Raw genomic sequence first — 26110 nt, 5'->3', positions numbered from 1 at the left:
CCTCACTTGACGTGTCAGTGCCCTCGGGCAGACTTGGCCGGGAATAACACATTCGATCACCGGTGGATCGCGGGGAGCACGGCCGCTGCCGCCTGTGCGGACGGGGGACGTGGGGCCATGCGGGCCGTGGGGGTCATGGGATTCGTGGGGACCATGGGGGACGCGGGGGCCATGGAGATCGTGGGGGCCGGCGTGGGGGCCATGGGGGACGCGGAAAAATGAGCCAGCAGGACGGCGCTCAGGGCCGGTACACGGGGCGGGCGCTCGCGGGCGGGCGGTATCAGCTGCGCGATCTGCTCGGCCAGGGCGGTATGGCCTCGGTCCATCTCGCCTACGACGCGGTGCTCGACCGGCAGGTCGCGATCAAGACCCTGCACACCGATCTCGGACGCGAACAGGCCTTCCGTGAGCGGTTCCGCCGCGAGGCCCAGGCGGTGGCGAAGCTCACGCACACCAATATCGTCTCGGTCTTCGACACCGGCGAGGACGATGTCGACGGGATGACGACTCCGTACATCGTCATGGAGTACGTCGAGGGCCGCCCGCTCGGTTCCGTGCTCGACGAGGACGTGCGGCGTTTGGGCGCGATGCCCGCCGACCGGGCGCTGAAGATCACCGCGGATGTGCTCGCGGCGCTGGAGATCAGCCATGAGATGGGGCTGGTCCACCGGGACATCAAGCCCGGCAATGTCATGGTGACCAAGCGCCATGTGATCAAGGTGATGGACTTCGGCATCGCGCGGGCCATGCAGTCCGGTGTGACGTCGATGACCCAGACCGGCATGGTCGTGGGCACCCCGCAGTATCTGTCGCCGGAGCAGGCCCTCGGGCGCGGGGTGGACGCCCGCTCCGACCTCTACTCGGTCGGGATCATGCTGTTCCAGCTGGTCACCGGGCGGCTGCCGTTCGAGGCGGACTCGCCGCTGGCCATCGCGTACGCGCATGTGCAGGAGGAGCCGGTCCTCGCCTCCTCGGTCAACCGGGCGCTGCCGCCGGCCGTGGACGCGCTGATCACCCGCGCGCTGAAGAAGAACCCGAACGAGCGTTTCCCGACCGCCGAATCGATGCGGGACGAGTGTCTGCGGGTCACCGCCTCCCTCCAGGCCACCCCGCCGAACATCGTGCCGGGCGCCCCCGGACAGAGCGGGGCGGGCGTCGGCGCGGCCGTCTTCCCACCGGTCGACCAGAGCGGCGCCCCGGGGCACCCGGGGTACCAAGGTCACCAGGGGCAGGTGGGGCTCCAGGGGCAGCCCGGGTTCCAGGGGCAGGCGGGGTTCCAGGGGCATCCCGGGGGCGTCCAGCAGCCGTACCGGCCGGTCCCGCCGCAGCAGCAGCCGCCGCATCCTTACGGCGCTCAGGCCCCTGCGCCCGGTCCCGCGCATTCCCCCGCGTACGGGTATCCGCAGCAGGGCGGGTACCAGACGCCGCCCGCGGGATACGCCCCGCAGCCGGGCACGCCGTCGACGCCGCCGCCGTACCGGATCAACCCGCAGCAGCCCACGCCCGGCTCCGGCGGGGGGCGGGGCAACCGGCCGGTGGTCATCGGTTCGGTCGCGGTCGCGCTGCTGGCGGTCGGCGGGCTGGTCACGGCGCTCGCGCTGCGCGACCCGGGCGGGGGCGAACCCACCGGGACGGGCGGCGCGAGCGCGTCCGTGTCGGCGTCGGCGGAGCCGGGCTACCGGGGGCCGGACCCGGCCAAGACGATCGACAGCACCGAGTGCACCGAGCCGGCGGAGGCGTACAACGACCCGGACAAGATCCAGATGCCGGACTTCCGTTACAAGTACATCGACTCGGTCAAGAAGTGCCTCCAGGCGGCCGGCTGGGGGCAGAAGCTGGAAAGCGTCGACGAGAACACGTACGGCGAGGGTGCGGTCATGCAGCAGTTCCCGGCGCCGGGGACGGACGTGGACCCGGAGGACATGCCGGAGATCCAGCTGAGTGTGTCCACGGGGAATCCGGCGTAGGGGAGTCTTTGCGGGCGCGGCGGGCTCTGCGCCGCGTGCGCTGCGTGCGCTGCGTGCGTGAGGTCATGGCGTCATGAGCGAGGCCCGGCGGGGTTGCCGCCGGGCCTTTTGTCCGAGGTGACACTGGTGTCACTGGTCGTCACTGGTCTACGGGGGTATTCCGGGTCGGGGCCCTCAGAGGTACGGGCCGCCCGTGCGCGGGTCCTCGCCCTCCGGCGCGACGCCCGGGGGCAGCGCGCGGCGCATCTGCTCCAGCTGGGCCCGCGCGGCCATCTGCTGGGCGAACAGCGTGGTCTGGATCCCGTGGAAGAGGCCCTCCAGCCAGCCGACCAGCTGGGCCTGCGCGATCCGCAGTTCCGCGTCGGAGGGGGTGCCCTCGTCCGTGAAGGGCAGCGAGAGCCGCTCCAGCTCCTCGACCAGCTCCGGCGCCAGGCCGTCCTCCAGCTCCTTCACCGAGCTGGCGTGGATCTCCTTCAGCCGCACCCGGCTCGCCTCGTCCAGCGGAGCCGCGCGCACCTCCTCCAGGAGCTGCTTGATCATGCTGCCGATCCGCATGACCTTCGCCGGCTGTTCGACCTGCTCGGTGACCGGGATCTCTCGGGGTTCGTCGTCTCCGCCGCCGAGCGCCATGCCGTCCTGGCCCACGACCAGGATCCGCTGGGCGTTCTCCGGCGACCTATCGTTTCTCGGCATTTCCATGCCGTCATTCTCTCGCACCCGTACACCTCATCACCGTGCCGCCCCCCATGCGGGCCGAACCGGCGCTTCGCCTTGTCGGACGCCTTGGAAATGCCGGTCTGTGCGCCGGATGTGACGCTTGTCCCGTGACGCGTCCCGTGCCGTCCAGGCCAGCGGTCGGGTCCCGGGTGCGGCTGGGGCTCGGGGCGGTGGTGCTGTGCGTGGGGGTGGGGTGGGGGGCGGTGGCCACCACCGATGCGGGTGGGGGCGCCGGGAGGGTCGCGGAGGTGTCGTCCGAGCCCATGACGTCGTCGGAGCCCATGGTGGCGTACGGGGCGATGGTGCCGTACGACACTCCGGTCCCGTATGCCGAGCGGGCGCGGCCCCGGCCTTCGGGTACCGGGAGCGGGACCTTGGCCGGGGAGAGCCGGGCCGGGAGTCTGCCCGGGGAGGGGCGGCAGCGGCCGGGGCGGGAGCTGGACGGGACGGCGGCGGGTGAGACGGCGGCCGGGGTGCCCGAGGTGCCGGTGGCAAGCCCGCCGGTCTCCGCTCCGGTGAAGGAGCCGGGTGGGCCGGACGGGGAGGGCGGGGCCGATGGGACGGGTGGAGACGCGGGTGCCCCGGATGAAGTGGGGGACGGTGGGCGGCGGGCCGGGCCCGTGCCTCGGATCCTGCCGCTGGGGAGCGGGCTGGTGCTGATCGGGCTCGGGCTCGGCCTCGCCTTCGTGGGGCTGCGGCTGCGGCGGGGGTGAGAGGGACCGGGGGGATGGGGGGATGGGGATTCAGGAGGGCGTGACCAGCAGGACCTTGCCGATGTGGCCGCTGTCCTCGACCACCCGGTGGGCGGCCGGGGCCTCGTTCATGGGCAGTTCGCGGTCGACGACGGGGCGGACCCGGCCGGCGGCGAGGAGCGGCCAGACGTGTTCGCGGACGGCGGCCACGATGGCGGCCTTCTCGCCGAGCGGGCGGGCGCGCAGGGAGGTCGCGCTGATGGCGGCGCGTTTGGCGAGGAGGGCGGAGAGGTTGAGTTCGGCCTTGACGCCGCCCTGGAGGCCGATGATCGCGAGGCGGCCGTTGACGGCGAGGGTGCGGACGTTGCGGTCGAGGTACTTCGCGCCCATGTTGTCGAGGATGACGTCGGCACCGGCCCCGTCGGTGGCCTTCTTGACCTCTTCCACGAAGTCCTGGTCGCGGTAGTTGACGAGGATGTCCGCGCCGAGTTCGGCGCAGCGCTCCAGTTTCTCCTTGGTGCCGGCGGTGACGGCGACCCGGGCGCCGACGGCCTTGGCGAGCTGGATGGCCATGGTGCCGATGCCGCTGGAACCGCCGTGCACGAGGAGGGTCTCGCCGGGGCGCAGGTGGGAGATCATGAAGACGTTGGACCAGACCGTGCAGGTCACCTCGGGGAGGGCTGCGGCCTGGGTGAGGTCGACACCGGCCGGGAGGGGCAGCAGCTGTCCGGCGGGGACGGCGACCTTCTCGGCGTAGCCGCCGCCCGCGAGCAGGGCGCACACCTCGTCGCCGACGGCCCAGCCGGAGACGCCGGTGCCGAGCGCGGAGATCCGGCCCGAGCACTCCAGGCCCGGGTGGGGAGAGGCGCCGGGCGGGGGGTTGTAGAAGCCCTGGCGCTGGAGGATGTCGGCGCGGTTGACGGCGCTGGCCGCCACATCGACCAGCACCTCGCCCTCGCCGGGCACCGGATCGGTGACCTCGCCCCACACGAGCGCCTCGGGCCCACCGGGTTCAGAAATCGTGATCGCATGCATGGGCCCGACGCTACCGCCAGCGGCTCCGGCTGCCACCGTGCTTGCCGACAGTCGGGGGTCTGCGGGTGGGGGTCTGCGGGTGGGGGTCTGCGGGTGGGCTCCGGCCAGGGGCGGGGGCCACGGGCTTCGCCCTCCCTGGTCCCCCGGACCTAGGACCGTCCTCCCCCGCTACACCTTTGGTCCGGTCCCGGAGAAAAGGCTGTGCGGAACCGATGAGTTTGAGTCACGGTAAAGGTCTTCCCATGCGTAACCCATGAACGGGGAAGGACCTCCGGAAGGACATCCCACCATGAGTCAGTCGACCTCCGGGCTCGCGATCGAGACCGCCGGTCTGGTGAAGACGTTCGGCGAGACCAAGGCCGTCGACGGTGTCGACCTCGCGGTGCCCACCGGCACGGTCTATGGCGTTCTCGGCCCGAACGGCGCCGGTAAGACCACCACCGTGAAAATGCTCGCGACGCTGCTCAGGCCCGACGGGGGCAGCGCCCGCGTCTTCGGCCACGACGTCGTACGGGAGGCCGACGCGGTCCGTGCGCGGGTCAGCCTCACCGGGCAGTACGCGTCCGTGGACGAGGACCTGACCGGCAGCGAGAACCTGGTGCTGCTGGGCCGTCTCCTCGGGCACGGCAAGAAGGCCGCGCAGGCGCGCGCCGCACAGCTCCTGGAGGCGTTCGGGCTGAGCGAGGCCGCCGGGAAGCAGGTCAAGAACTACTCCGGCGGGATGCGGCGGCGGATCGACATCGCCGCCTCCATCCTCAACACGCCGGATCTGCTCTTTCTCGACGAGCCGACCACCGGGCTCGATCCGCGCAGCCGCAACCAGGTGTGGGACATCGTCCGCGCGGTCGTCGCCCACGGCACCACCGTGCTGCTGACCACGCAGTATCTGGACGAGGCCGATCAGCTGGCGTCCCGGATCGCGGTGATCGACCGGGGCAAGGTGATCGCCGAGGGCACCAAGGGCGAGCTGAAGGCGTCCGTCGGGGCCGGCTCGGTGCATCTACGGCTGCGGGACGCCGCCCAGCGGGCCGAGGCCCAGCAGGTGCTGCGGATCGCGCTGGACGCCGAGGTGAAGCTCGAACCCGACCCGGTGGCGCTGACCGCCCGCGTCGGCGGCGCGGCCGGGGGCCACGGCGGCGCCGAGCAGGCCGCCCGCGCACTCGCCGAACTGGCCCGCAGCGGCATCACGGTCGACAACTTCTCCCTCGGCCAGCCCAGCCTGGACGAGGTCTTCCTCGCCCTGACCGGGCACGACACCCAGGCCCACACCGACGACGGCAAGATTTCGAAGACGGAAGGCGGAGTGGCCGCATGAGCACCGCGACGACCACGGACACCAAGGATCTCGCCCCCGTCAGCGCCGAGTCGCTGGCCGATCTGCTGGTCGCCAAGGAACGGCCACCCCGTCCCAGCGCCTGGTCCGCGTCACTGACCTTCGGCTGGCGCGCGATCCTGAAGATCAAGCACGTCCCCGAGCAGCTCTTCGACGTCACCGCCTTCCCGATCATGATGGTGCTGATGTACACGTACCTGTTCGGCGGGGCGCTGGCCGGTTCGCCGAAGGAGTACATCCAGTTCCTGCTGCCCGGCATCCTGGTGATGTCGGTCGTGATGATCACGATGTACACGGGCGTCTCGGTCAACACCGATATCGAGAAGGGCGTCTTCGACCGGTTCCGCACCCTGCCGATCTGGCGGCCGTCGGTCATGGTCGGCTATCTGCTGGGCGACGCCCTGCGCTACGCGATCGCCTCGATCGTGATGCTCACCGTCGGCATCATCCTCGGCTACCGCCCGGACGGCGGGGTCGTCGGCGTGCTGGCGGGCATAGCGCTGCTGATCGTCTTCGCGTTCGCGTTCTCCTGGATCTGGACCATGTTCGGTCTGATGCTGCGCAGCGAGAAGTCGGTCATGGGCGTCAGCATGATGGTGATCTTCCCGCTGACCTTCCTGTCCAACGTCTTCGTCAACCCGAGCACCATGCCGGGCTGGCTCCAGGCGTTCGTCAACAACAGCCCGGTGACCCATGTGGCCTCGGCCGTGCGCGATCTGATGGCGGGCGACTGGCCCGCCGCCGACGTCGCCTGGTCGCTGGGCTGGGCCGCCGCGCTGATCCTGGTCTTCGGCCCGATCACCATGCGGCTCTACAACCGCAAGTAGCCGACCGCGGTCCTCGCGGTCCCCACGGTTCTACGGCCGTCGTTCCGGCCCCCGGGTCATCCACCCGGGGGCCTCGTCCGTGGTCGGCTCGACCCGCACGATCGTGATCACCCGGTCCGTCAGCTCCAGCGTGCCGACCGCCTCGTCGTCGTACGCCAGCACCCGGTGCCCGCGTACGACGTTCACCACCAGATCCTCGATCTCGCGCGGCTTCTTGCCGGTCTCCGCGCGGGTGACCGGGCGTTCCACGATGTCCAGCCCGCTGCCCTGCCGCATCAGGTCCTCCATGACCAGCCCGGCGGCCGGGCTGAGCACGGACAGGCCCAGCAGCCGGCCCGCCGCGCCCGCGCTGGTGATCACCTCGTCCGCGCCGGAGTGCCGCAGCAGCGGCGCGTTCTCCTCCTCCCGCACCGACGCGACGATCTTCGCGTTCGGGTTGAGCTGCCGGGCGGTGAGGGTGACCAGTACGGCCGTGTCGTCCTGCTGCGGCGCCACCATGATCTTCCCGGCCCGCTGCACCTCGGCCTTGCGCAGCACCGCGCTGCGGGTCGCGTCCCCGACCACTCCCTCGTACCCCTCGGCCTGTGCCGCCGCGATCGCCTTCGAGCTGGGGTCGATGACCACCACCTGGTCCTTGCTCACCCCGGCCGCGCACACCGCCCGGATCGCGGACCGCCCCTTGGTGCCGAAACCGACGACCACCACGTGATCCCGCACGAGAACCCTCCGAAGCCTGCGATGTCCGAGCCGTGGTCCCGAACCTACGCCCCGTGCCCCCTCCGTCGCGCGCCACCGTCATGGCCGTGGGGTAGCGTCCGACACCATGGGGCCGACCGTAACGATCACTGCCACGATCACCGCAGCAGGGGGCACGCGATGACCGCGGACGAGCGACCGCCCCACCGCACCACGCGGCTGCCCATCCTGCGGTCCCTGTGGTACCGCTCGCGCGTCGAGGCCCGCGACGACGCGGAGGCCGGCCGGTCCATCTCGATGCCCACGGTGACCGCCAGCCCGCCGCTCCTCCAGGTGCTGCGCCGGCTGGCCATGGCCTTGCTGGTGCTCGTGGTGACGGTCCTGATCGTCTACGCCGACGCCGACGGCTACACCGACAACTCCGACGGCAAGGTCGATCTGCTCGACGCGGCCTACTACGCCACCGTCACCCTCTCCACCACCGGCTACGGCGACATCACCCCGGTCAGCGACGCGGCCCGGCTCACCAATATCTTCGTGATCACCCCACTTCGGGTGATGTTCCTGATCATCCTGGTCGGCACCACCCTGGAGGTGCTCACCGAGCGCACCCGCCAGCAGGTCCGCATCCACCGCTGGCGCTCCCGCACCCGGGACCACATCGTCGTCATCGGCTACGGCACCAAGGGCCGGCACGCCGTGCAGACCCTGACCGGCCAGGGCATCGAGCGGGACCGGATCGTGGTCGTGGACGCCCACCCCAAGGCCGCCGGGTCCGCCGCCGACGACGGCCTGGTCTCGGTCACCGGCGACGCCACCCGCACCGACACCCTGCGCAAGGCCGAGGTGCAGACGGCGGCCCAGGTGATCGTCGCCCCGCAGCGGGACGAGACCGCCACCCTGATCACCCTCACCGCCCGCCAGCTCAACAAGCGCGCCACCATCGTCGTCGCCGTACGCGAGGACGAGAACGTCCCGCTGCTCCAGCAGAGCGGCGCCGACACCGTGGTCACCAGCTCCAGTTCCGCCGGACGGCTGCTCGGGGTCGCCATGATCAGCCCGTCCGTGGCGCGGCTGCTGGAGGATCTGATGACCCTCGGCAGCGGCCTGGACCTCATCGACCGGCCCGTGCGCCAGGACGAGATCGGCCGCTCCCCGCGCGCCTGCGCCGACCTGGTGGTGGCCGCCGTACGCGACAAACAGGTCCTCGACTACACCGACCCGCGGCTGTCGCAACTGCGGCCGGGGGACCGGGTGATCACGGTGAGCAGGCCGGTGCAGACGGTCGAGTAGGCGACGGTGGGCGAGCGGTTGACCGCCGCTCGGTCCGGGCGGCGGGGATGTTTCACGTGAAACACGCGGCGATGCCGGCGCTCGCCCAGGGCAGGTCCAGCAGTTCCATCTCCTGCCCAGCCGCCGCTCCACCCGGCGGTACGACGGCCAGCGCGTCGGCCGCCGCGATGCCGCGCAGCATCGCCGGACCGTGATAGCGCAGCGGCACGGCCTCGTCCCCGCGCAGCACCACCGGCACAAGCCGGGTGTCGTACGGATGCCCCTGGACGGCGTCCTGGAGCGGCAGCGTGTACGGCTCGGGCGCCGGGCGGGCCGCGAGGGTGCGCAGCAGTGGCTCGGCGAGGGTGAGCAGCCCGGAGACAGCGGCGAGCGGGTTGCCGGGGAGGCCCACGAGGTGCTGGTCGGGGCGGATACGGGCCAGCAGCATGGGGTGGCCGGGGCGGACCTTGACGCCGTCCACGAGGAGTTCGGCGCCGATCCGGTCCAGGGTGGGGTGGACGAAGTCGACCGGGCCCGAGGCGGTGCCGCCGGTCGTGACGATCAGGTCGGCGTCGGAGGTGGTGACGGCCTTGTGCAGGGCGTCGGCGTCGTCGCCGAGCCGCCGCACGGCGGTGACCTCCGCGCCGAGCGCGCGCAGCCAGGGCGGCAGCAGGGGGCCCAGCGCGTCGCGGATCAGTCCGTCGTGCGGCAGGCCCTCGGTGAGCAGTTCGTCGCCGAGGATCAGCACCTCGGCGCGGGGGCGGGGGACGGCGGTGAGGGTGTCGTAGCCAGCCGCCGCGGCGAGGCCGAGGACCGCGGGGGTGACGAGCGTGCCGGGCGGCAGCAACTGGTCCCCGGTGCGGCACTCCTGGCCGCGCGGGCGGATGTCCTGGCCGTGGCCGACCTCTCGGGTCGGGTGCAGCCGGTCCTTGCCGTCGAGACGGCCGTGCTCGCTGCGGATCACGGCGGTGGTGTCGGGCGGGACCCGGCCGCCGGTCGCGATCCGTACGGCCTCCCCGTCGTCGAGGGGTTCGCTCGCCGCGTGTCCGGCCAGCACGCCTTCCACCCGGACCGTCCAGGGGCCCGGTCCGGCGACCGCCCAGCCGTCCATCGCGGAGGTGTCGAAGGACGGGAGGTCGGTGAGGGCGTCGAGGGGGGTGGCGAGGACCAGGCCGAGGGCGGTGTCCAGGGGGACGGCGACGGGGGTGCGGCGGGCGCCGGACCGGGCGCCGGTGCGGGCCGCGCGGGCGGCGGTCTCACGGGCCTGTGGCCAGGGGGTGGCCTGGTGACGGGCGTGGGCGTGGGCCTGAGGGGCGGGCGCCGGTTCGGGGGTGCCGGGGGGAGCGGGTACGGCGGAGGGGTCCCGGCGGGGGTCGCCTGCGTGCTTCACGAGGGCGAGCACCTCCTCGACGTCGAAGTCGGCGTCCGGGGCGGCCTGTGCGGCCGGGGCGCCGTGGCCGTCCCGGGCGGCGGGGGCGGTCATCCGGCGGCGCCGGGGGCGGGGTTGGCCTGGTTCGCTCGGTCGGCGTCAGGCTGCTTGCCTGTCCGGCGCCCTGTCTGCTGGTCGGCTTTGGGGGCGGCTTCCTGGTCCGGCCGCTCGTCGGGCTTGCGGCCGGGCTTGCCGTCGGCTTTCTGGTCGGGCTTCTGGTCGGGTTTGTCGTCGGCGTTCTCCTCGGCCCAGCGCAGGGCGAGGGCGGTGGCCTTGCGGGACGCCTCGGCGACCGCCTCCGGGCCACCGCCGGCCTGCGCGGCGGCGTAACCGACGAGGAAGGTGGTCAGTGGGGCCGCCGGCCGGGCCACCCCGTGGGCGGCGTCGCGCGCCACGTCGAGCAGACCGCGGAAGTCGACGTCCAGGTCGATACCGAGTTCGTCCTTGACTACGGAGATCCATTCTTCCAGCACGTGCCCATGCTCCCTGATGCGTGCCCTGGCGGCGGCGATGTCGTCCCAGGTGTCGCAGTCGAACGACGCGACCGGGTCGGCGATCCGGATGAGGTCGAGCGTGGCGGTGAGCCGGCGCAACGGGAGGCCGGTGAGGCTCCCGCCGTGCTCGGCGGCGAGACCGGCGAGGGTGCGGCGCAGTGGCTCCGCGCGGTAGGCGGCGACCAGCGGCTGATCCCGGCCGTCGGGGTCGGTCAGCAGCGCCCCGTCCGCCGGGGCCTGCGCCAGGGCGTCCAGCAGCCGCCGGACGGTCGGCTCCTGGAGGAACGGCAGATCGGCGGAGAGGACCACGAGCCGGTCGGCGTCCGTGTGCCGGACGCCCGCGTCGAGCGCGGCGAGCGGGCCGCCGCCGGGCGGGTCCTCGCGGGCCCAGGCCACCGGGCGGGCGGTGGGGCGGGGATCGGCGACGACCACCGTGGTCCGGGCGTCGGCGCAGGCCCCGAGCACCCGGTCCAGCAGGGCCCGGCCGCCGACCCGTATCCCCGGTTTGTCCACGCCCCCGAGCCGGCGCGCGGCGCCACCGGCGAGCACGACGGCGTCGTAGGCCACGGGGGGCTTGTGCACGGTCTCGGAGCGCTCCGGTGAGGTCACACTCCGAGTATGCGGGCGACCGTGATCACAGGGAACGGCGTGGCGGGGCCTTCCCTGCCGGACGCGACCGTTCACCTGTGCATCGCGGGGGATGGAGGGGACGCAGGGGGGTGCAGGAACGTAGGTACCGCGTGGGGGCGCGGGGCTGCAAAGTGTGCAGGGGTACGGAAAGTGCGCAGGGGGTACGGGGGTGCCGCCCGGGGCACAGGGACACAGAGGTCGTGAGGGGCAGATGGCCCGCACGAGTCACACGGCGCGCGTCGGGCACGGGTTCATGTCGGTCACAAGGCTCGCGCCGGTCACAGGGCTCGTACGCATCACCTGGCCGACGCGGATGACACCGCCGCGCGGCGGGCACTACCGCACGACCCCCGCAGACCGCCCAGCGCACACGGAACACCCACCGGCACGGACCGCACGGCACACCCGGATCCCCTGGCCGCGCGGCCCGCCCAGCACCGACGGACGACACCACCCCGCCCTCCCCGCCTCACAACCTGCGCAGCAACACCGCCGGTTGTTCCACGCAGTCCGCGACGAAGCGGAGGAAGCCGCCCGCTGTGCCGCCGTCGCAGACGCGGTGGTCGAAGGTGAGGGAGAGCTGGACGACCTGGCGGACGGCCAGTTCGCCCTCGTGCACCCAGGGCTTGGGGACGATCCGGCCGACGCCGAGCATCGCGGCCTCGGGGTGGTTGATGATCGGCGTGGAACCGTCGACCCCGAACACGCCGTAGTTGTTCAGCGTGAAGGTGCCGCCGGTCAGGTCGGCCGGGGTCAGCGTCCCGGCGCGGGCCGCCTCGGTCAGTCGCGTGAACTCGGCGCTCAGTCCCTCCGCGTCCCGCGTGTGCGCGTCCCGGACGACCGGGACGACGAGCCCCCGGTCGGTCTGCGCGGCGAAACCGAGGTGCACCCGGTCGAGCCGCACGATCTCCCTGGCCGCCATGTCGACCGTGGAGTTCAGCTCGGGGAACCGGGCCAGGGCGGCGACACAGATCCGGGCCAGCAGCGCGAGCACGGAGATCTTCGGCCCCGTGGCGGCGTTCATCACCGCGCGGGCCCGCATCAGCTCGGTCGCGTCGGCGTCCACCCAGCAGGTGGCGTCGGGGATCTCGCGCCGGCTGCGGGAGAGCTTGTCGGCGACGGCACCGCGGACGCCCTTGAGCGGGACACGGCTGCCGTCGGCGACGGGGGCGGGGGTGGACGGGGTCACCGCCGTACCGGACGCGGCCGTGCGGCCCCGGGACTGGGACTGCGCCGCGCGGGCCGCGTACTCCACGTCCGCGCGCAGGATCAGCCCGTCCGGACCGGAGCCGGTCAGCTCGCGCAGATCCAGGCCGTGCTCGCGCGCGAGCCGCCGGACCAGCGGGGAGATCACGGGGACGGGTCCCTCGCCCGGCCCGGTGTCCTCTGCGGGTGCCCGGTCCGGGGTGATCGCCGGGCGGGGGACGGCGGTCGTCGTACGGGCCTCCGGGCGGATCCGGCGGCGGCGTGCGGGGGCCTCCCCCGTGCCGTACCCCACCAGGACGTTGCCGGAGCCCTCGGCGGCGGGCGCGCGGGAGCCGTTGCGGGTATCGGCGGGCGGGCCGGCGTCGCCCCGCGCGGGGGCCACCGGTCCGCTCGCCGTACCCGGGGTGCCGTCAGCCCGCGCAGGCACCGCCGCGACCGACGACGCACTCGCCGCACCCGGAACGGCATCGGCCCGCGCGGAGCCCTCCGCCGGGCCGCTCACCGTACCCGGGGCGGCGGCCCCGGAGTCCTCCGCGCCCACGGCGACCGTCAGCAGGGGCGCCCCCACCGGCAGTTCGGCGCCCTCCTCGCCGAAGCGGGCCGTGACCACCCCGCCGTAGGGACAGGGCACCTCGACCATCGCCTTGGCCGTCTCGACCTCGACCACCGGCTGGTCGATGGCGACGACATCGCCGACCTCCACCAGCCAGCGCACGATCTCCGCCTCGGTGAGCCCCTCGCCGAGGTCGGGGAGCTTGAACTCCAGCACCTGTGCCATCAGCTCTCGGCCTCCCATTGCAGACGTGCCACCGCGTCCAGGATCCGGTCGACGCCGGGCAGATGGTGCCGCTCCAGCATCGGGGGCGGATAGGGGATGTCGAACCCGGCCACACGCAGCACCGGTGCCTCCAGATGGTGGAAGCAGCGCTCGGTGACCCGGGCCGCGATCTCGCCGCCCGGTCCGCCGAACCCGCCCGACTCGTGCACCACGACCGCTCGCCCGGTCCGCCGCACCGAGGCGCAGACCGTGTCGTCGTCGAACGGCACCAGGGAGCGCAGATCGACCACTTCGAGATCCCACCCCTCTTCACGGGCCGCCTCGGCGGCTTCGAGGCAGACCGGGAGCGACGGGCCGTACGTGATGAGCGTGGCGCTCCGACCGGAGCGCCGCACCACCGCGCGGCCTACCGGCTCAACGCTCGACGGCTCCTGCGGGTTCCAGGTGTCCTTCGACCAGTAGAGCCGCTTGGGCTCCAGGAAGACCACCGGGTCGTCGGAGGCGATGGCGGCGCGCAGCAGGCCGTAGGCGTCGGCGACGGTCGCGGGGGTGACGACATGGAGGCCGGGGGTGGCGATGTAGTAGGCCTCGGAGGAATCGCTGTGGTGTTCGACGCCGCCGATGCCGCCGCCGTAGGGGACCCGGATGGTGATCGGCAGCGGCTGGGCGCCCCGGGTGCGGTTGCGCATCTTGGCGACATGGCTGAGCAGCTGCTCGAACGACGGATAGGCGAACGCGTCGAACTGCATCTCCACGACCGGCCGCAGCCCGTACATCGCCATGCCGACGGCCGTGCCGAGAATGCCGGCCTCGGCGAGCGGGGTGTCCGTCACCCGGTCCTCGCCGAACTCCTTGGTGAGGCCGTCGGTGATCCGGAAGACGCCGCCGAGCGCGCCGACGTCCTCGCCCAGGACGTGCACCGTCGGGTCGGCGGCCAGCGCGTCGCGCAGCGCGCGGTTGAGCGCCTGCGCCATGGTGGCCGGTTTGACGGCGGCGACGGTGGTCATCACCGGGCTCCTTCCGGCCGGCCGGGGCTGTTCTGCTCCGCGGCCGATTCGGCGAGTTCGGCCGTCAGCAGGGCCTGCTGCTCGCGCAGTTGCGGGGTGGGCTCGGCATACACATGGGCGAACAGATCCATGGGGTCGAGCACCGCGTCCGCGTTCATGCGGGCGCGCAGATCGGCGGCGAGCGCCTCGGCGGCGTCCCGCGCGGCGGCCCTGCCCGCCTCGTCCAGCAGCCCGCGCGCGGTCAGCTCCCGCTCCAGCAGCAGGATCGGGTCGTGATCGCGCCAGGCGTCGATCTCGGCGTCGGTGCGGTAGCGGGTGGCGTCGTCGGCGTTGGTGTGCGCCTCCACGCGGTACGTGATCGCCTCGACGAGCGTGGGACCGCCGCCCTCGCGCGCGCGGCGTACGGCGTCGGCGAGGACCTCGTGGACGGCGGCGGCGTCGTTGCCGTCGACCAGGCGGCCCGGCATGCCGTACCCCACCGCCTTGTGGGCGAGGGAGGGCGCGGCGGTCTGCTTGGCGAGCGGGACGGAGATGGCGAAGCCGTTGTTCTGGACCAGGAAGACGACCGGGGCCCGCAAGACGGCGGCGAAGTTCAGCGCCTCGTGGAAGTCGCCCTCGCTGGTGCCGCCGTCGCCGACCATGGCGAGCGCGACCACGTCGTCGCCCTTGAGGCGGGCGGCGTGCGCGAGGCCGACCGCGTGCGGCAGCTGGGTGGCGAGCGGGGTGCTCAGCGGGGCGACGCGGTGGGTGTGCGGGTCGTAGCCGGTGTGCCAGTCGCCGCGCAGCAGGGTGAGGGCCTGCACGGGGTCGACGCCACGGGCGATGACGGCGAGCGTGTCGCGGTAGCTGGGGAAGAGCCAGTCGCGCTCCTGGAGGACCAGCGCGGCGGCGATCTCGCACGCCTCCTGGCCGGTGCTGGAGGGGTAGACGGCGAGGCGGCCCTGTTTGGTGAGGGCGGTCGCCTGCGCGTTGTAGCGACGGCCGCGGACCGCTTCCGCGTAGAGCCGGCGCAGCAGCTCGGGGTCGGCCTGGGCGGCCTTCCCGGTGCCGAGGACGCGGTAGGGCTCGGGGTCGGGCAGCAGGGGGGCGGGATCCGTACGGGGCTGCCAGGCCGGCGGCGGTGCGGGCTGGTACGTGCCCCGCTGCTCCATGACCGTCATTGCGGCACCTCCTCGGTGGGCGCGGCTCGGGAAGACGCGTCGGCCTGACCCGTCTCACCTACCGATTGTTCGGTAGTCGGCACATTTTGGCTACAGACGGCCCCAGTCTGTGGACAAACGGTTCTCCACAACCTGAGATGGATGCAGTACGTCCATGGGATGGAGGCGGGGGGACATGGCATCTGAACAAATGGCCGACGGGCCGGAGTCCGGCGACCTTCCCGTGGTCGCCGCGCCCGCGCCGGACGGGGAGATTCCGCCGCCGCGGCCACTGGACGCCATCGATCAGGACATCCTGCGGATGCTCCAGGCGGACGGCCGGGCCTCGATACGGTCGGTCGCCGAGCGGGTGCATGTCTCGCGCGCGAATGCCTACGCCCGCATCAACCGGCTCGTCGAGGACGGGGTCATCCGGGGTTTCGGCGCGCGGGTCGACCATGAGCGGGCCGGGCAGGGCACGTCCGCGTACATCACCCTGAAGATCGTCCAGAACTCCTGGCGGACCGTGCGCGAGCAGTTGCGGGAGCTGCCCGGCGCCGCGCACATGTCCCTGGTCGGCGGGGACTTCGACGTCCTGCTGCTGGTCCATGTCGCCGACAACCGGGCCCTGCGGGAACTGGTCTTCACCCGCCTGCACGCCCTGCCGGACATCCTCAGCACCCGCACCCTGCTGGTGTTCGAGGAGGAGAACCTGGAGCCGCCGGGATGAGGGAGCGGCGGCGCCACGGCGCGTGACGCGGCCCGGCGCAGGGGAACGCGACGACGGTCCCTAGAGCAACCCCAGATCCCGGGCCCGCAGTGCCGCCTGGGTGCGGTCGCGCAGGGACAGGCGGCCGAGGATGCGGGAGACGTGGTTCTTGACCGTGCCCTCGCTGAGGTGGAGGCGGGTCGCGATCTCCCGGTTGGTGTGGCCGCGCGCCAGCAGCCGCAGGATGTCCGTCTCCCTCGGGCTGAGGGAGACGGCGGGCGGGGGCTGCGGGGCGGCCGGGAGGGCCGCGGTGAGGTGCCCGACGACCGACGAGTCGAGCTGGGTGACACCCGCGTGCGCGAGCCGGACCGCCTGGGCGAGCCGGTCGGCGGGCAGGTCCTTGAGCAGGTACCCGCTCGCGCCCGCGCGCAGGGCCTGGACGACGTACTCCTCGTCGTCGAACGTCGTCAGCATCACCACCCGGCACTCCGGGGCCCGCGCGTGGAGGACGGCGGCGGCCTCCACGCCGTCCAGTTCGGGCATGCGGACATCCATCAGGACGACGTCCGGGCGCAGTTCGAGCGCCCGGGCCACCGCGTCCCGGCCGTCCACCGCCGTGCCGACGACCGTGACGCCGGGGCGGGCGCGGAGCAGCGAGGCGATGCCCTCGCGGATCAGCCGCTGGTCGTCCACGACCAGGACGCGCACGCCGGGCTCCTCGGACACGGTCTCCTCCGCCCTGTCCGTCATGTCGCCATGCCTCCCCTCGGTACGGTCACCGTCAGCCGCGTACCGGCGCCGGGGCCGCTGTCGACGTCCAGGCGCCCCGCGACCAGGTGCACCCGCTCCCGCATGCCCGGCAGCCCGAAGCCGCGGTCCGTGTCCCGCGGGGCGAACCCGCAGCCGTCGTCGGTGACGACGAGCCGCGCCTCGTCCCCGGTCAGCCGGAGCGTCACCGTGACCCGGGAGGCGCGGGCGTGCCGGCGGGCGTTGGTGACGGCCTCCTGGGCGGCCCGGTAGAGGGCGGTCCGTTCGGCGGTGCCGTAGCCGTCCTCGGTGCCGGTGACCTCGACGGTGACGCGGGGCCCGGCCCCCTCGCCGCCCCGGGCCAGCGCGGCGAGTTCGTCGGCGAGCGCCGGTCCCTCGCCGCGCAGGGTCCGCACGGACCGGCGTACGTCGGTCAGCGCGAGGGTGACCGAGCGGCGGGCCTCGTCCAGCGCCCGCTCGGCCGCGTCGGGGTCCAGGGCGCGGAACTCGGCGGCCATCTCCAACTGCACCGACATCGCGGTGAGATGGTGGCCGAGACTGTCGTGGAGGTCCCGGGCGACCCGGTTGCGCTCCCCGGTGGCGGACAGCTCGGCGACCCGGGCCGCGTACCCCTCCAGGGCCCGCCGCGCCCGCTGTTCGCCCACCGCCACCGCCGCCATCGCGAGGGCCAGGACCAGGCCGACGAAGAGCATCAGCACGTCCGACACCCGCTCCGGGTCGCGGTACCAGGCGGGCGCGGTCAGCGTGTACCCGGCGACCAGCCCGGCCAGGGACAGTCCGGCCAGGGCCAGGGCGATCGTACGGCCGTACGAGAAGTAGGCGGTGAAGGGGAGGAGCACGAACAGCACCTGGGCCAGGCCCGAGGCGTCGAGCACCACCACCGCGCCGATCAGGGCGAGGCGCGTCAGCAGCAGCGGCAGGCGGGGCGTGGGGCGCGCCCGCTCCACCGCCTCCAGGGCGAACAGCGCGGCGAGGCCCACGACGAAGCCCGCCGTGGCCCAGAGCGGCGGGCGTCCCTCGTCGCCGAGCCCGGCGACCGTGGAGTAGAGCCCGCCGGCCAGTACCGCCCCGTACAGCAGTGGTGCCACCCAGCGCACCGGTGTGCGATCCGCCGCCATCCGCGACCACCCCCCGACCCCCGTCGCGGCCAGGCTAGCCCGTGGGCACGACGGTGCCGACCCTGCCGTACGGCACATGCCGAACGGCCGGACCGGGGGCCGTGCGGGGTGACTTCCGGCCGGTGAAGTCGCCGTTGTGCATCTGCTGGCGACGGCGATCCGCCGCCTACGTTTCGGGCGTCGACCCGCCGTCCCAGCACCCGGAGGTGCGCGAAATGCCCTCACCCTCCATTCGTACCGGTCGTACCAGTCTTACCGGCGCCCTGTGCGGGGCCCTGTCCGGCCTGCTGATCGCCCTGCCCGGCCTGATCGAGGCGTTCACCGGGGAGACCGCCGCGACCAGTCTGCTCCTCGCGCTCGCCCCCGCGCTGGCGCTGCCGCTGCTGCCCGCGCTCCACGGGCGGCAGGCCGCGGCCACCGGGCGCTTCGGGGAGAGAGCGCACGCCCTCAACCTGATCGGCCTCGGGTTGTTCGGCGGCGCCGCGTTCGCCTCCAACCTCGTGCTGTTCCACTTCGAGGAACCGGTGATCGAGGCGACCCTGACCGGCCCCACGGTTCCTGTGCTGATCGGCTCGGCGGCCGTCTTCGCGGTGGGCTGCGCCCTGTTCGGCACGACGCTGGTACGGGCGCGGGTGTTTCCGCGGGTGCCGTCGTGGGGGTACGCGGTGGTACTGCCGGTGTTCGCCTTCGTGACGGCGCTGCCGGACTCGTTGCTGTCCAGCGCGCTGCATGTGGCGGTGGGGGGCATCCTGGTGTGGCTGGCGGCTGCGTTGGCACGGGACGGGGAGGGGGCCGGTGCCTCGCGGGGGGTGACGGGGGCGGCGGGTGCGGCTGCGGGGCGGTGAGGGGATGCGGGGCGATCAGGGGACCGGGGCCCGCCGCCGCGCTCGCGCGCGGTGTACCGCGCCCGGCGGCCCGCTCCTCAGGGCTGCCGGCGCAACCCCTCGAACACCAGCCGCGACACCGCCTCCGCCACCTCGTGCGCGTCGGCGCCGCGCGAGGCCGGGCGGTACCACTCGACGATGGAGTTGACCATGCCGAAGACCAGGCGGGTGGCGAGACGGACCTCTATGTCGCCGCGTACGTCGCCCTCGGCGGCGGCGGCCTTGAGGAGTTCGGCGACCCGGTGGTCGAAGTCGCGGCGGCGCTCCAGGGCCCAGCGCTCGGTGTCGGTGTTGCCCCGGACGCGCAGCAGCAGGGTGACGTAGGGGAGTTCGGTGATGAGGATCTCGACCATGCGGCGGACCACGTGTTCGAGGCGGTCGGCGGCGCGGCCCTCGCGCGCGGGGGGCTCCTCCAGGATGGCGAAGAGGCCGTCGAGAGCACGGCTCACGGCGCGGCGCAGCAGTTCCTCCTTGCCGGCCACGTGGTGGTAGATGGACGACTTGGAGATGCCCGCCGCGCGGGAGAGATGCTCCATGGACGTGCCGTCGTAGCCGCGCTCGATGAAGACCTGGACGGCGACCGAGAGCAGCGTCTCGGGGGTGTAGGTGTCGCGCTTGGCCGTGGTCATGAGGTGCTGCCCTCCCGCTTGTCGGTGGCGTACGCGTGGCGGTAGAGCGCGAGCGACGGCGCGTAGCGTCCGGACGGATCGCGCAGGTGCAGATCGTCCAGGAGGGCGTAGGCCCAGTTGCGGCCGAGGCGGCGGCTCCATTCGAACGGGCCGAGAGGGTAGCTGACGCCCAGGCGCATCGCGGTGTCGATGTCCTCCTCGGTGGCCACGCCCTTGGCGACCGCGTCATGGGCGAGGTCCACGATCCGCGCGACCGTGCGGGCGACGATCATCCCGGGGACGTCCCCGAGGACGCTGACCTTCTTGCCGAGCGCCTGGAAGAGGCCGATGGCCTCGGCGAGGGTCTGCGGGGCGGTGTCCTGGGAGGCGGACAGGGCGATCCGGGTGGCCCGCCGGTAGTCGAGGGCGAGGTCGAAATAGACCACGTCCCGGAACTCGACCGAGGTCTGCCCGTCGGCGAGCGCGAGCTGGCCGCCGCTGGGCAGCACCAGCCGGGTGCCGTGGTCCTCGTCGTCGTCACGGACCTGGATACCCGCCTCGCGGATCATCGCGAGCAGCTCGGACGCGGGGCCCAGATCGCCCTCGGCGACGACATAGGGCGGCGCGTCGGCCGGTTCGGCGGTGTGCGGCTCGGCGGGCCCGGCACCGTCCTGGTAGTCGTACCAGCCCTGTCCGGTCTTGCGGCCGAGGCGGCCGGACTCCACCAGGCGGCGCTGGGCGAGCGAGGGCGTGAAGCGCGCGTCCTGGAAGAAGGCCTGCCATACGGAGTGCGTGACCGACTCGTTGACGTCCTGCCCGATGAGGTCGGTCAGCTCGAACGCGCCCATGCGGAAACCGCCGCACTCGCGCAGCACCGCGTCGATGGTGGCCGGGTCGGCGCCCTGGGCCTCGTGGACGGCGAACGCCTCGGCGTAGAAGGGCCGGGCGATGCGGTTGACGATGAAGCCCGGCGTGTCGGCGCAGGCCACCGGAGTCTTGCCCCACGCGCGTGCCGTCTCGTACGCGCGCGTGGCCGACGACACGTCGGTGGCGAACCCGGAGACCACCTCGACCAGCGGCAGCACCGGCGCCGGGTTGAAGAAGTGCAGGCCGACCAGGCGGCCGGGGGCGCGCAGCCCGCCGCCGATGGCGGTGACCGACAGGGACGAGGTGTTCGTCGCGAGCAACGCGTCCTCGGCGACGATGTCCTCCAGCTCCCGCAGCAGCTCCTGTTTCACCTCCAGCCGCTCCAGGACGGCCTCCACGACCAGCGCGCAGTCCGCCAGGACGGCGAGCCCCTCGGCGGGCCCGTCGACGGGCAGGAGACGCGCCCGGGCGGCATCCCGTTCCGCGCCGGTGAGCCGGTCCTTCTCGACGAGCCGGTCGAGCCGGGCGATGATCGCGTCGGCCGCGTCCCGAGCGCGCCCCGGTACGGCGTCGTACAGCCGTACGGAATGGCCCGCGACCAGCGCGACCTGGGCGATGCCCTGGCCCATGGTGCCGGCGCCCACGACGGCTACGGGGCTGCTGAGGTCGAGTGCTGTCATGTGCGCGATCCTTCCGTACGCGGTTGTCCACAGATACGGCGGACCCCCTTGTACCGACCGATCGTTCGGTTACTCTAACTCTGTCGTGCTGTTTCTGTCCCTGCTTGTGCCCAGGTCATGAACTCGCCGGAGAGTTCTTGAGACGAGGAGTTGGTCCCCCATGGCCGCCGCCGCCCTCTCGGCGAACGAGCTGATCACCCGCCACCGCGCCACGCTCGACCGGGCGCTGGAGGCGATCGGCACCCGCGCGTACTGGTCCCCCCACCCCGAACACCCCAAGGCGTACGGCGAGAACGGCAGCCTGGACGCCGCCGCGGGCAGGGCCGCCTTCGACGCCCTGCTCGGCACCCGCCTCGACCTCGGCCAGCCCGGCACGGACGGCTGGACGGGCGACGAGATCTCCCCGTACGGCATCGGGCTGGGCGTGAGCTATCCGCACGCCGACCTCGATGTGCTGCTGCCCGCGATGAAGGCCGGGCAGCGCGCCTGGCGGGACGCGGGGCCGGAGGTCCGCGCGGTGGTCTCGATCGAGATCCTCAAGCGGATCAGCGACCGCACCCACGAATTCGCCCACGCGGTCATGCACACGTCCGGGCAGGCCTTCATGATGGCGTTCCAGGCGGGCGGCCCGCACGCCCAGGACCGCGGCCTGGAGGCGGTGGCGTACGCGTACGCCGAGCAGGTGCGCACGCCCGCCGCCGCCGACTGGAGCAAGCCGCAGGGCAAGCGCGACCCGCTCACGCTCACCAAGACGTTCACGGCCGCCCCGCGCGGCATCGCCCTGGTCATCGGCTGCAACACCTTCCCCACGTGGAACGGCTACCCGGGCCTGTTCGCCTCCCTCGCCACCGGCAACGCCGTGCTGGTCAAGCCGCACCCGCGCGCGGTGCTGCCGCTCGCGCTGACCGTGGCCGTCGCCCGCGCGGTGCTCGCCGAGGCCGGGTTCGACCCCAACCTCGTCGCGCTCGCCGCCGAGCGGCCCGGCGAGGGCATCGCCAAGACGCTGGCCCTCCGCCCCGAGATCCGGATCATCGACTACACCGGCTCCACCGGCTTCGGCGACTGGCTGGAGACCCACGCGCGCCAGGCGCAGGTCTTCACCGAGAAGGCCGGTGTCAACACGGTCCTCGTCGAGTCCACCGGCAACTACCGGGGCATGCTCTCCAACCTGGCGTTCTCGCTGTCCCTGTACAGCGGCCAGATGTGCACCACCCCGCAGAACCTGCTCATCCCGCGCGACGGCATCCCCACCGACCAGGGCCCCAAGACGTACGACGAGGTGGTCGCCGACCTCGCGGCGGCCGTCTCCGGGCTGCTCGGCGACGACGCGCGCGCGAACGCGCTGCTGGGCGCGATCGTCAACCCGGACGTCAAGGCCCGCGTGGAGGCCGCCGCCGAGCTGGGGGAGGTCGCGCTCGCCACGCGCGAGGTGGTCAACCCGGACTTCCCGGACGCGGTGGTGCGTACGCCGGTGATCGTGAAGCTGGACGGGGCCAAGCCGGACGCCGAGGCGGCCTACCTGAGCGAGTGCTTCGGGCCGGTGTCCTTCGCCGTCGCCGTCGACTCCGCCGCCGACGCGGTGGCGCTGCTGCGGCGGACCGTGCGGGAGAAGGGGGCGATGACCGTGGGCGCGTACACGACCGACGCGGAGGTCGAGCGGGCGGTGGAGGAGGTCTGCCTGGAGGAGTCGGCGCAGCTGTCGCTGAATCTGACGGGTGGGGTGTATGTGAACCAGACCGCCGCGTTCTCCGACTTCCATGGGTCGGGGGGCAACCCGGCGGCCAACGCCGCGCTGACCGACGGGGCGTTTGTCGCCACGCGGTTCAGGGTGGTGGAGGTGCGGCGGGATGCGTGACGGTGGGGTGTCGGCGGGCGCGTGAGGGGGTGGGGAGCGGGGGTTGTTGTGCGGCGGCCGGCCGGTGGGGGCTTGTCGCGCAGTTCCCCGCGCACCTCAAGGAGGCGTTCGGGTGCGGCCGGGTGCGGCTGGCCGCACAGTTCCCCGCGCCCCTGGAGGGCGGGCGCTACGCGCCCCCGGCCCCGCCCAGGCTCCAGTGGTACAGGGTCATCGCGACGCTCGTTGCCAGGTTGTAGCTGGAGACCTGGGGGCGCATCGGGAGGGCTAGGAGGTGGTCGGCGCGGGCGCGGAGCGTCTGGGACAGGCCGGTGCGTTCGGAGCCGAAGGCCAGGAGGGCGTCGTCCGGGAGCTTCACGCCCCGGAGGTCCTCGCCCTCCGGGTCCAGGGCGAACAACGGGCCCGGCGGCAGTTCCGACGCCTCCAGGTGCTCCACCGGCGTCGCGAAGTGCAGGCCCGCACCGGCCCGGACCACCGTCGGGTGCCAGGGGTCGAGCGTCCCGGTGGTGATGACGCCCGTCGCCGCGAAACCGGCCGCCAGGCGGATCACCGCGCCCGCGTTGCCCAGGTTGCGCGGCTGGTCCAGGACCACGATCGGGGCCCGGCGCGGAAGCCGGGCGAGCGTCTCCAGATTGCCCGCCCGCGACGGTCGTACCGCCAGGGCGGCCACCCCCGTGGGATGAGGGCGCGCGACCAGCGTGCGGTACGACGTCTCCGGGATCTCCGTCAGCAGCGCGGCCAGCGCCTCGCCCAGATCGGGGGCGAGGTCCGCCGCCAGGGCCAGCGTCGCCGCGCGGTCGGTGGTCACCGCCACCGGTACCTCGGCGCCGAAGCGCAGGGCGTGCTTGAGGGCGTGGAAACCGTCCAGCAGCACCGACGTGTCCGCCGCCCGGTGCCAGGCGCTCAGCGGGTCGTTCATGCCGGGAAGCCTACGTGGGTGCCGTCGGGGTCCGTGGCGGAGGAATCGGGGATCCGGAGGTTTCAGCGGGCGCCTCGCCCGAGGCGGGGTCCGGCACCCCACCCGAGGCGGGGTCCGGCACCCCACCCGACGCGAGGTCCGGCACCACGCCCACCGCCCCGTCCTTCGGACCGCCATTCGGACCGTCCTTCGGACCGCCCCCACGGAGAGCAGCCCCCCGGCGGAGAACCGCTTCCCGCCGGAAAACAGCCGCACGCGCGCGTGCCGCCCCCCGCCCCACCCCACGCAGGAACCCCGTCGGCAGGAACACCAGGTCCGCCGCGATCATCGCCAGCGAGAAGAAGGGCAGCCCCAGCACCACCGCGATCACCGCGTGCTCGGTGATCATGGCGGCGAGCAGGACGTTCTTCACCCGCCTGTTGAGCAGGGCGAACGGGAAGGCGATCTGCACGAAGACCGTCCCGTACGTCACCAGCATCACGAACGTGCCGCTCGCGGTGAGCAGATCGCCAAGGGCGGGCCAGGGCGAGAAATAGTCCAGGTGCAGCGGGTAGTAGACGGCCGTGCCGTCCTGCCAGCGCGAGCCCTGGATCTTGTACCAGCCGGCCGTGGCGTAGATCAGACACGCCTCGGCCATGATCACCAGCAGGGCGCCGTTGTGCAGGACGTTGGCGACGACGTCGAGCAGCACCCTCGGCCGCGCGCGGTGGTCCGGCAGCCGGCCCGCCGCCCACCACAGGGCCGTCCCCAGCAGCGTGCCCCACATCAGCACCGGCACGGTCCACTCGCTGTCCAGCCGCCCCGACACGGTGACCGCGAGCAGCATCAGCGCGAACACACCCCACAGCACCGGCCCGGTCCGGTCGGTCACCCGCTCGCCCCGCGCGCGTGCCGCGTCCGTCCGCCGCGCCCGGCGCGCGTCCAGCGACCAGACCTGGCCGCAGCGCGTGAACACCAGGTAGAGGCACATGAGATGCAGGACGTTGTCACCGCCGTCGCCCACGAACACACTGCGGTTCTGGAGCGACAGCACCCCCACCATGAACAGCACGGTCATCGTGCGGGTGCGCCAGCCCAGCAACAGCAGCAGGCTCGCCAGCGCGGCCCCCGCGTACACGATCTCGAACCAGACCTGGCCGTCGGACCACAGCAGCGCCGTGAACGCCCCGTTCAGCCCGACCAGTTCCTCCGCCAGAGCCCAGCTCCAGGGACCGTCGGGGCCGTACAGCTCCTGCCGGTGCGGGAACTCGCGCAGCAGGAACAGCAGCCAGGTCGCGGCGAAGCCGATCCGGATCACGGCGCTCTGGTACGGGCCGAGCGGGCTCTCGGTGACCCGCGCGATACCGCGCGAGACGGCGAGGGAGAAGCGGTTCATCCGGCATCCCCCCGGGCCCCGGTCCCGGCCTCGGCGGCCGGTACCCGCCACCACGGCAGCGTCCGGTACACCGGCTCCAGCGAGATCCGCTCCTCACTCCACTGCGGTGGACGGACAGGGGTGGTGCCGGAGCGCACCTGCACCCGCTCCACCACCCCCTGCTCCCCCGCCGCGCCCGTCCGCTCAAGGCGCAGCACCACCAGGCGGCGCACATATGTCTCCGCCAGCGCGCCACGCTGGCCGGTGGAGAGGTTGTCGCCGTCGTGCGTGGCGACGTAGAAGTCCCAGGCGCGGCGCAGCGCGTTCTGGTCGGTGTGGCTCGGCAGCGGATTGCCGTCGATCGCCCGGCCGTCGGCGGCGGACAGGTCGTACCAGTCGGTGGTCCGCTCGCCGCCGTCGGGCGTCCGGATCTGGGCACGGACCTGGACGGAGACGTTCTGCTGGAGCGGGTTCGGGGCGAACAGCTTCCAGTTCTGCTCGAACTCCGGATAGATCCAGTCGTCTATCGCCTCACCGTGCTGCTTGGTCACCGTGTTCGAGGGCGCCACATGCAGAAACACCATCCCGATGTGCACACACACGGCCACGGCCACGACCGCCACCACCAGGGCGACACCCACCTGATAGGGGAGGGTGAGGGCGGATATGCCGGTACGGGGGGAGGGGGGGGAGGGGGGAGAGGGGGGAGAGGGTGGTGGGGGTGGAGGGGCTTCGGGGGGTACGGGGGTGGCCTCCCCGGCGGGGTCGGGCCGGTCTCGGTCCACGCCCCACGCCGCGTCGCCCGCGCCCGACGCCCCGTCACCCACAGTCGGCGGCCCCTCGCCCCCGCCCCGCGACCCCGGGTCCTCGTCCGACGTCCCCTGCCCCTCGCCCCGCGCCCCCTGCCCCTCGCCCCGCGCCCCGTGGCCCGCGCCACCCGCCCCCACGTCCTCGCCCGGCGGCACCCGGTCGACGTCCGGCGGCACCCGCTCCGCGTCCTTCGCGCCGTGCGCGTCCATTCCGCCCCGATTCCGATTCCGTCCCGGTTTCCGAATTCCGTCCCGGTTTACGATTCCGCCCGCACCGCGCCCCTCGCCGACAGCGCTCGCCGACGATGCTCGAACGCGAA

At 73.2% G+C, this 26110-nt stretch carries 22 protein-coding genes and 1 pseudogene; 8 read left to right on the top strand and 15 right to left on the bottom strand.

The features are described from left to right. The first annotated feature begins 218 nt into the window (after positions 1 to 218). Positions 219 to 1967 carry a protein kinase gene (locus tag ACFXAZ_RS11320; RefSeq protein WP_384587855.1) on the top strand — a complete coding sequence of 583 codons (1749 nt, stop codon included), beginning with the start codon at positions 219 to 221 and terminating at the stop codon, positions 1965 to 1967. Positions 1968 to 2141: 174 nt separating this feature from the next. Here the strand turns inward: ACFXAZ_RS11320 and ACFXAZ_RS11315 are convergent, their stop codons facing one another. Further along, positions 2142 to 2666 carry a bacterial proteasome activator family protein gene (locus ACFXAZ_RS11315; protein ID WP_384587852.1) on the bottom strand — a complete coding sequence of 175 codons (525 nt, stop codon included), beginning with the start codon at positions 2664 to 2666 and terminating at the stop codon, positions 2142 to 2144. A gap of 281 nt (positions 2667 to 2947) precedes the next feature. On the opposite strand from ACFXAZ_RS11315, the gene ACFXAZ_RS11310 reads away from it, so the two are divergent. Then, entirely contained in the window at positions 2948 to 3397 is a 450-nt protein-coding gene (locus tag ACFXAZ_RS11310) for a hypothetical protein (RefSeq protein WP_384587850.1), read from the top strand. Positions 3398 to 3427: 30 nt separating this feature from the next. Here the strand turns inward: ACFXAZ_RS11310 and ACFXAZ_RS11305 are convergent, their stop codons facing one another. After that, on the bottom strand, positions 3428 to 4411 hold the full coding sequence (locus tag ACFXAZ_RS11305; RefSeq protein ID WP_384587847.1) for an NAD(P)H-quinone oxidoreductase: 984 nt from the start codon (positions 4409 to 4411) through the stop codon (positions 3428 to 3430). 289 nt (positions 4412 to 4700) lie between these two features. Between ACFXAZ_RS11305 and ACFXAZ_RS11300 the strand changes: the two genes are divergently transcribed. Further along, entirely contained in the window at positions 4701 to 5726 is a 1026-nt protein-coding gene (locus ACFXAZ_RS11300; protein WP_384587844.1) for an ATP-binding cassette domain-containing protein, read from the top strand. Further along, positions 5723 to 6571 (top strand): ABC transporter permease, encoded by an 849-nt coding sequence (locus tag ACFXAZ_RS11295; protein ID WP_384587841.1) that lies wholly within the window; start codon positions 5723 to 5725, stop codon positions 6569 to 6571. Before ACFXAZ_RS11300 ends, ACFXAZ_RS11295 begins: the two co-directional genes overlap by 4 nt. 30 nt (positions 6572 to 6601) lie before the next feature. Here ACFXAZ_RS11295 and ACFXAZ_RS11290 read toward each other — a convergent pair. Continuing rightward, positions 6602 to 7297: pseudogene (locus ACFXAZ_RS11290) on the bottom strand (potassium channel family protein); the annotation flags it as partial. Positions 7298 to 7447: 150 nt separating this feature from the next. Between ACFXAZ_RS11290 and ACFXAZ_RS11285 the strand changes: the two are divergent. After that, on the top strand, positions 7448 to 8560 hold the full coding sequence (locus ACFXAZ_RS11285; RefSeq protein ID WP_384587838.1) for a potassium channel family protein: 1113 nt from the start codon (positions 7448 to 7450) through the stop codon (positions 8558 to 8560). A gap of 52 nt (positions 8561 to 8612) precedes the next feature. On the opposite strand, the gene ACFXAZ_RS11280 is transcribed toward ACFXAZ_RS11285, so the two are convergent. The 5 genes from ACFXAZ_RS11280 to pdhA all read right to left on the bottom strand — a co-directional run bounded on the left by ACFXAZ_RS11280 (position 8613) and on the right by pdhA (position 15243). Beyond that, positions 8613 to 10022 (bottom strand): molybdopterin molybdotransferase MoeA, encoded by a 1410-nt coding sequence (locus ACFXAZ_RS11280; protein ID WP_384587835.1) that lies wholly within the window; start codon positions 10020 to 10022, stop codon positions 8613 to 8615. Beyond that, a complete protein-coding gene (locus ACFXAZ_RS11275; protein WP_384587832.1) occupies positions 10019 to 11071 on the bottom strand; it encodes an NTP transferase domain-containing protein in 1053 nt (350 codons plus the stop codon). The genes ACFXAZ_RS11280 and ACFXAZ_RS11275 overlap by 4 nt, the downstream gene beginning before the upstream one ends. A 490-nt stretch (positions 11072 to 11561) precedes the next feature. Next, on the bottom strand, positions 11562 to 13076 hold the full coding sequence (locus ACFXAZ_RS11270) for a dihydrolipoamide acetyltransferase family protein (RefSeq protein WP_384587829.1): 1515 nt from the start codon (positions 13074 to 13076) through the stop codon (positions 11562 to 11564). After that, a complete protein-coding gene (locus tag ACFXAZ_RS11265) occupies positions 13076 to 14083 on the bottom strand; it encodes an alpha-ketoacid dehydrogenase subunit beta (protein ID WP_384587826.1) in 1008 nt (335 codons plus the stop codon). The genes ACFXAZ_RS11270 and ACFXAZ_RS11265 overlap by 1 nt, the downstream gene beginning before the upstream one ends. Then, positions 14083 to 15243 carry a pyruvate dehydrogenase (acetyl-transferring) E1 component subunit alpha gene (gene pdhA, locus ACFXAZ_RS11260; RefSeq protein WP_384587823.1) on the bottom strand — a complete coding sequence of 387 codons (1161 nt, stop codon included), beginning with the start codon at positions 15241 to 15243 and terminating at the stop codon, positions 14083 to 14085. The genes ACFXAZ_RS11265 and pdhA overlap by 1 nt, the downstream gene beginning before the upstream one ends. 175 nt (positions 15244 to 15418) lie before the next feature. On the opposite strand from pdhA, the gene ACFXAZ_RS11255 reads away from it, so the two are divergent. Next, entirely contained in the window at positions 15419 to 15952 is a 534-nt protein-coding gene (locus ACFXAZ_RS11255; protein ID WP_384587820.1) for an Lrp/AsnC family transcriptional regulator, read from the top strand. Between the two features lie 60 nt (positions 15953 to 16012). Here ACFXAZ_RS11255 and ACFXAZ_RS11250 read toward each other — a convergent pair whose 3' ends face one another. After that, positions 16013 to 16681, bottom strand: coding sequence for a response regulator (locus ACFXAZ_RS11250; protein ID WP_384587817.1), 669 nt, complete (start codon positions 16679 to 16681; stop codon positions 16013 to 16015). Continuing rightward, entirely contained in the window at positions 16678 to 17817 is a 1140-nt protein-coding gene (locus tag ACFXAZ_RS11245; RefSeq protein WP_384587814.1) for a sensor histidine kinase, read from the bottom strand. The genes ACFXAZ_RS11250 and ACFXAZ_RS11245 overlap by 4 nt, the downstream gene beginning before the upstream one ends. 215 nt (positions 17818 to 18032) lie before the next feature. Between ACFXAZ_RS11245 and ACFXAZ_RS11240 the strand changes: the two genes are divergently transcribed. Next, complete coding sequence (locus ACFXAZ_RS11240; protein WP_384587811.1) at positions 18033 to 18662, top strand: hypothetical protein; 630 nt, start codon at positions 18033 to 18035, stop codon at positions 18660 to 18662. Between the two features lie 77 nt (positions 18663 to 18739). On the opposite strand, the gene ACFXAZ_RS11235 is transcribed toward ACFXAZ_RS11240, so the two are convergent. Next, complete coding sequence (locus ACFXAZ_RS11235; protein WP_384587808.1) at positions 18740 to 19330, bottom strand: TetR/AcrR family transcriptional regulator; 591 nt, start codon at positions 19328 to 19330, stop codon at positions 18740 to 18742. Continuing rightward, a complete protein-coding gene (locus tag ACFXAZ_RS11230) occupies positions 19327 to 20856 on the bottom strand; it encodes a 3-hydroxyacyl-CoA dehydrogenase (RefSeq protein WP_384587805.1) in 1530 nt (509 codons plus the stop codon). Before ACFXAZ_RS11230 ends, ACFXAZ_RS11235 begins: the two co-directional genes overlap by 4 nt. Positions 20857 to 21016: 160 nt before the next feature. Between ACFXAZ_RS11230 and paaN the strand changes: the two genes are divergently transcribed. Beyond that, on the top strand, positions 21017 to 22711 hold the full coding sequence (gene paaN, locus ACFXAZ_RS11225) for a phenylacetic acid degradation protein PaaN (RefSeq protein ID WP_384587802.1): 1695 nt from the start codon (positions 21017 to 21019) through the stop codon (positions 22709 to 22711). Positions 22712 to 22877: 166 nt separating this feature from the next. Here paaN and ACFXAZ_RS11220 read toward each other — a convergent pair whose 3' ends face one another. The 3 genes from ACFXAZ_RS11220 to ACFXAZ_RS11210 are packed head-to-tail and all read right to left on the bottom strand — an operon-like array spanning position 22878 to position 25808. After that, positions 22878 to 23627, bottom strand: a complete 750-nt coding sequence (locus ACFXAZ_RS11220; RefSeq protein WP_384587799.1) for a TrmH family RNA methyltransferase — start codon at positions 23625 to 23627, stop codon at positions 22878 to 22880. A 10-nt stretch (positions 23628 to 23637) separates the two neighbouring features. Continuing rightward, positions 23638 to 25002 (bottom strand): HTTM domain-containing protein, encoded by a 1365-nt coding sequence (locus ACFXAZ_RS11215; protein WP_384587796.1) that lies wholly within the window; start codon positions 25000 to 25002, stop codon positions 23638 to 23640. Continuing rightward, entirely contained in the window at positions 24999 to 25808 is an 810-nt protein-coding gene (locus tag ACFXAZ_RS11210) for a DUF5819 family protein (protein WP_384588028.1), read from the bottom strand. Before ACFXAZ_RS11210 ends, ACFXAZ_RS11215 begins: the two co-directional genes overlap by 4 nt. Positions 25809 to 26110 lie beyond the last annotated feature (302 nt).

Origin of the sequence: Streptomyces sp. NPDC059477, from assembly GCF_042749375.1 — a bacterium.
Classification (GTDB): Bacteria; Actinomycetota; Actinomycetes; order Streptomycetales; family Streptomycetaceae; genus Streptomyces.
The sequence above is the reverse complement of the archived record's forward strand: the minus strand, read 5'-3'. Positions and strand labels throughout refer to the sequence as shown.

What these genes read in the sequence shown, in the direction of transcription:
- ACFXAZ_RS11320 (WP_384587855.1), top strand. Translation starts at nt 219, where the DNA reads ATGAGCCAGCAGGACGGCGCTCAGGGCCGGTACACGGGGCGGGCGCTC.
- ACFXAZ_RS11315 (WP_384587852.1), bottom strand. Translation starts at nt 2,666, where the DNA reads ATGGAAATGCCGAGAAACGATAGGTCGCCGGAGAACGCCCAGCGGATC.
- ACFXAZ_RS11310 (WP_384587850.1), top strand. Translation starts at nt 2,948, where the DNA reads ATGACGTCGTCGGAGCCCATGGTGGCGTACGGGGCGATGGTGCCGTAC.
- ACFXAZ_RS11305 (WP_384587847.1), bottom strand. Translation starts at nt 4,411, where the DNA reads ATGCATGCGATCACGATTTCTGAACCCGGTGGGCCCGAGGCGCTCGTG.
- ACFXAZ_RS11300 (WP_384587844.1), top strand. Translation starts at nt 4,701, where the DNA reads ATGAGTCAGTCGACCTCCGGGCTCGCGATCGAGACCGCCGGTCTGGTG.
- ACFXAZ_RS11295 (WP_384587841.1), top strand. Translation starts at nt 5,723, where the DNA reads ATGAGCACCGCGACGACCACGGACACCAAGGATCTCGCCCCCGTCAGC.
- ACFXAZ_RS11285 (WP_384587838.1), top strand. Translation starts at nt 7,448, where the DNA reads ATGACCGCGGACGAGCGACCGCCCCACCGCACCACGCGGCTGCCCATC.
- ACFXAZ_RS11280 (WP_384587835.1), bottom strand. Translation starts at nt 10,022, where the DNA reads ATGACCGCCCCCGCCGCCCGGGACGGCCACGGCGCCCCGGCCGCACAG.
- ACFXAZ_RS11270 (WP_384587829.1), bottom strand. Translation starts at nt 13,076, where the DNA reads ATGGCACAGGTGCTGGAGTTCAAGCTCCCCGACCTCGGCGAGGGGCTC.
- ACFXAZ_RS11265 (WP_384587826.1), bottom strand. Translation starts at nt 14,083, where the DNA reads ATGACCACCGTCGCCGCCGTCAAACCGGCCACCATGGCGCAGGCGCTC.
- pdhA (WP_384587823.1), bottom strand. Translation starts at nt 15,243, where the DNA reads ATGACGGTCATGGAGCAGCGGGGCACGTACCAGCCCGCACCGCCGCCG.
- ACFXAZ_RS11255 (WP_384587820.1), top strand. Translation starts at nt 15,419, where the DNA reads ATGGCATCTGAACAAATGGCCGACGGGCCGGAGTCCGGCGACCTTCCC.
- ACFXAZ_RS11250 (WP_384587817.1), bottom strand. Translation starts at nt 16,681, where the DNA reads ATGACGGACAGGGCGGAGGAGACCGTGTCCGAGGAGCCCGGCGTGCGC.
- ACFXAZ_RS11245 (WP_384587814.1), bottom strand. Translation starts at nt 17,817, where the DNA reads ATGGCGGCGGATCGCACACCGGTGCGCTGGGTGGCACCACTGCTGTAC.
- ACFXAZ_RS11240 (WP_384587811.1), top strand. Translation starts at nt 18,033, where the DNA reads ATGCCCTCACCCTCCATTCGTACCGGTCGTACCAGTCTTACCGGCGCC.
- ACFXAZ_RS11235 (WP_384587808.1), bottom strand. Translation starts at nt 19,330, where the DNA reads ATGACCACGGCCAAGCGCGACACCTACACCCCCGAGACGCTGCTCTCG.
- ACFXAZ_RS11230 (WP_384587805.1), bottom strand. Translation starts at nt 20,856, where the DNA reads ATGACAGCACTCGACCTCAGCAGCCCCGTAGCCGTCGTGGGCGCCGGC.
- paaN (WP_384587802.1), top strand. Translation starts at nt 21,017, where the DNA reads ATGGCCGCCGCCGCCCTCTCGGCGAACGAGCTGATCACCCGCCACCGC.
- ACFXAZ_RS11220 (WP_384587799.1), bottom strand. Translation starts at nt 23,627, where the DNA reads ATGAACGACCCGCTGAGCGCCTGGCACCGGGCGGCGGACACGTCGGTG.
- ACFXAZ_RS11215 (WP_384587796.1), bottom strand. Translation starts at nt 25,002, where the DNA reads ATGAACCGCTTCTCCCTCGCCGTCTCGCGCGGTATCGCGCGGGTCACC.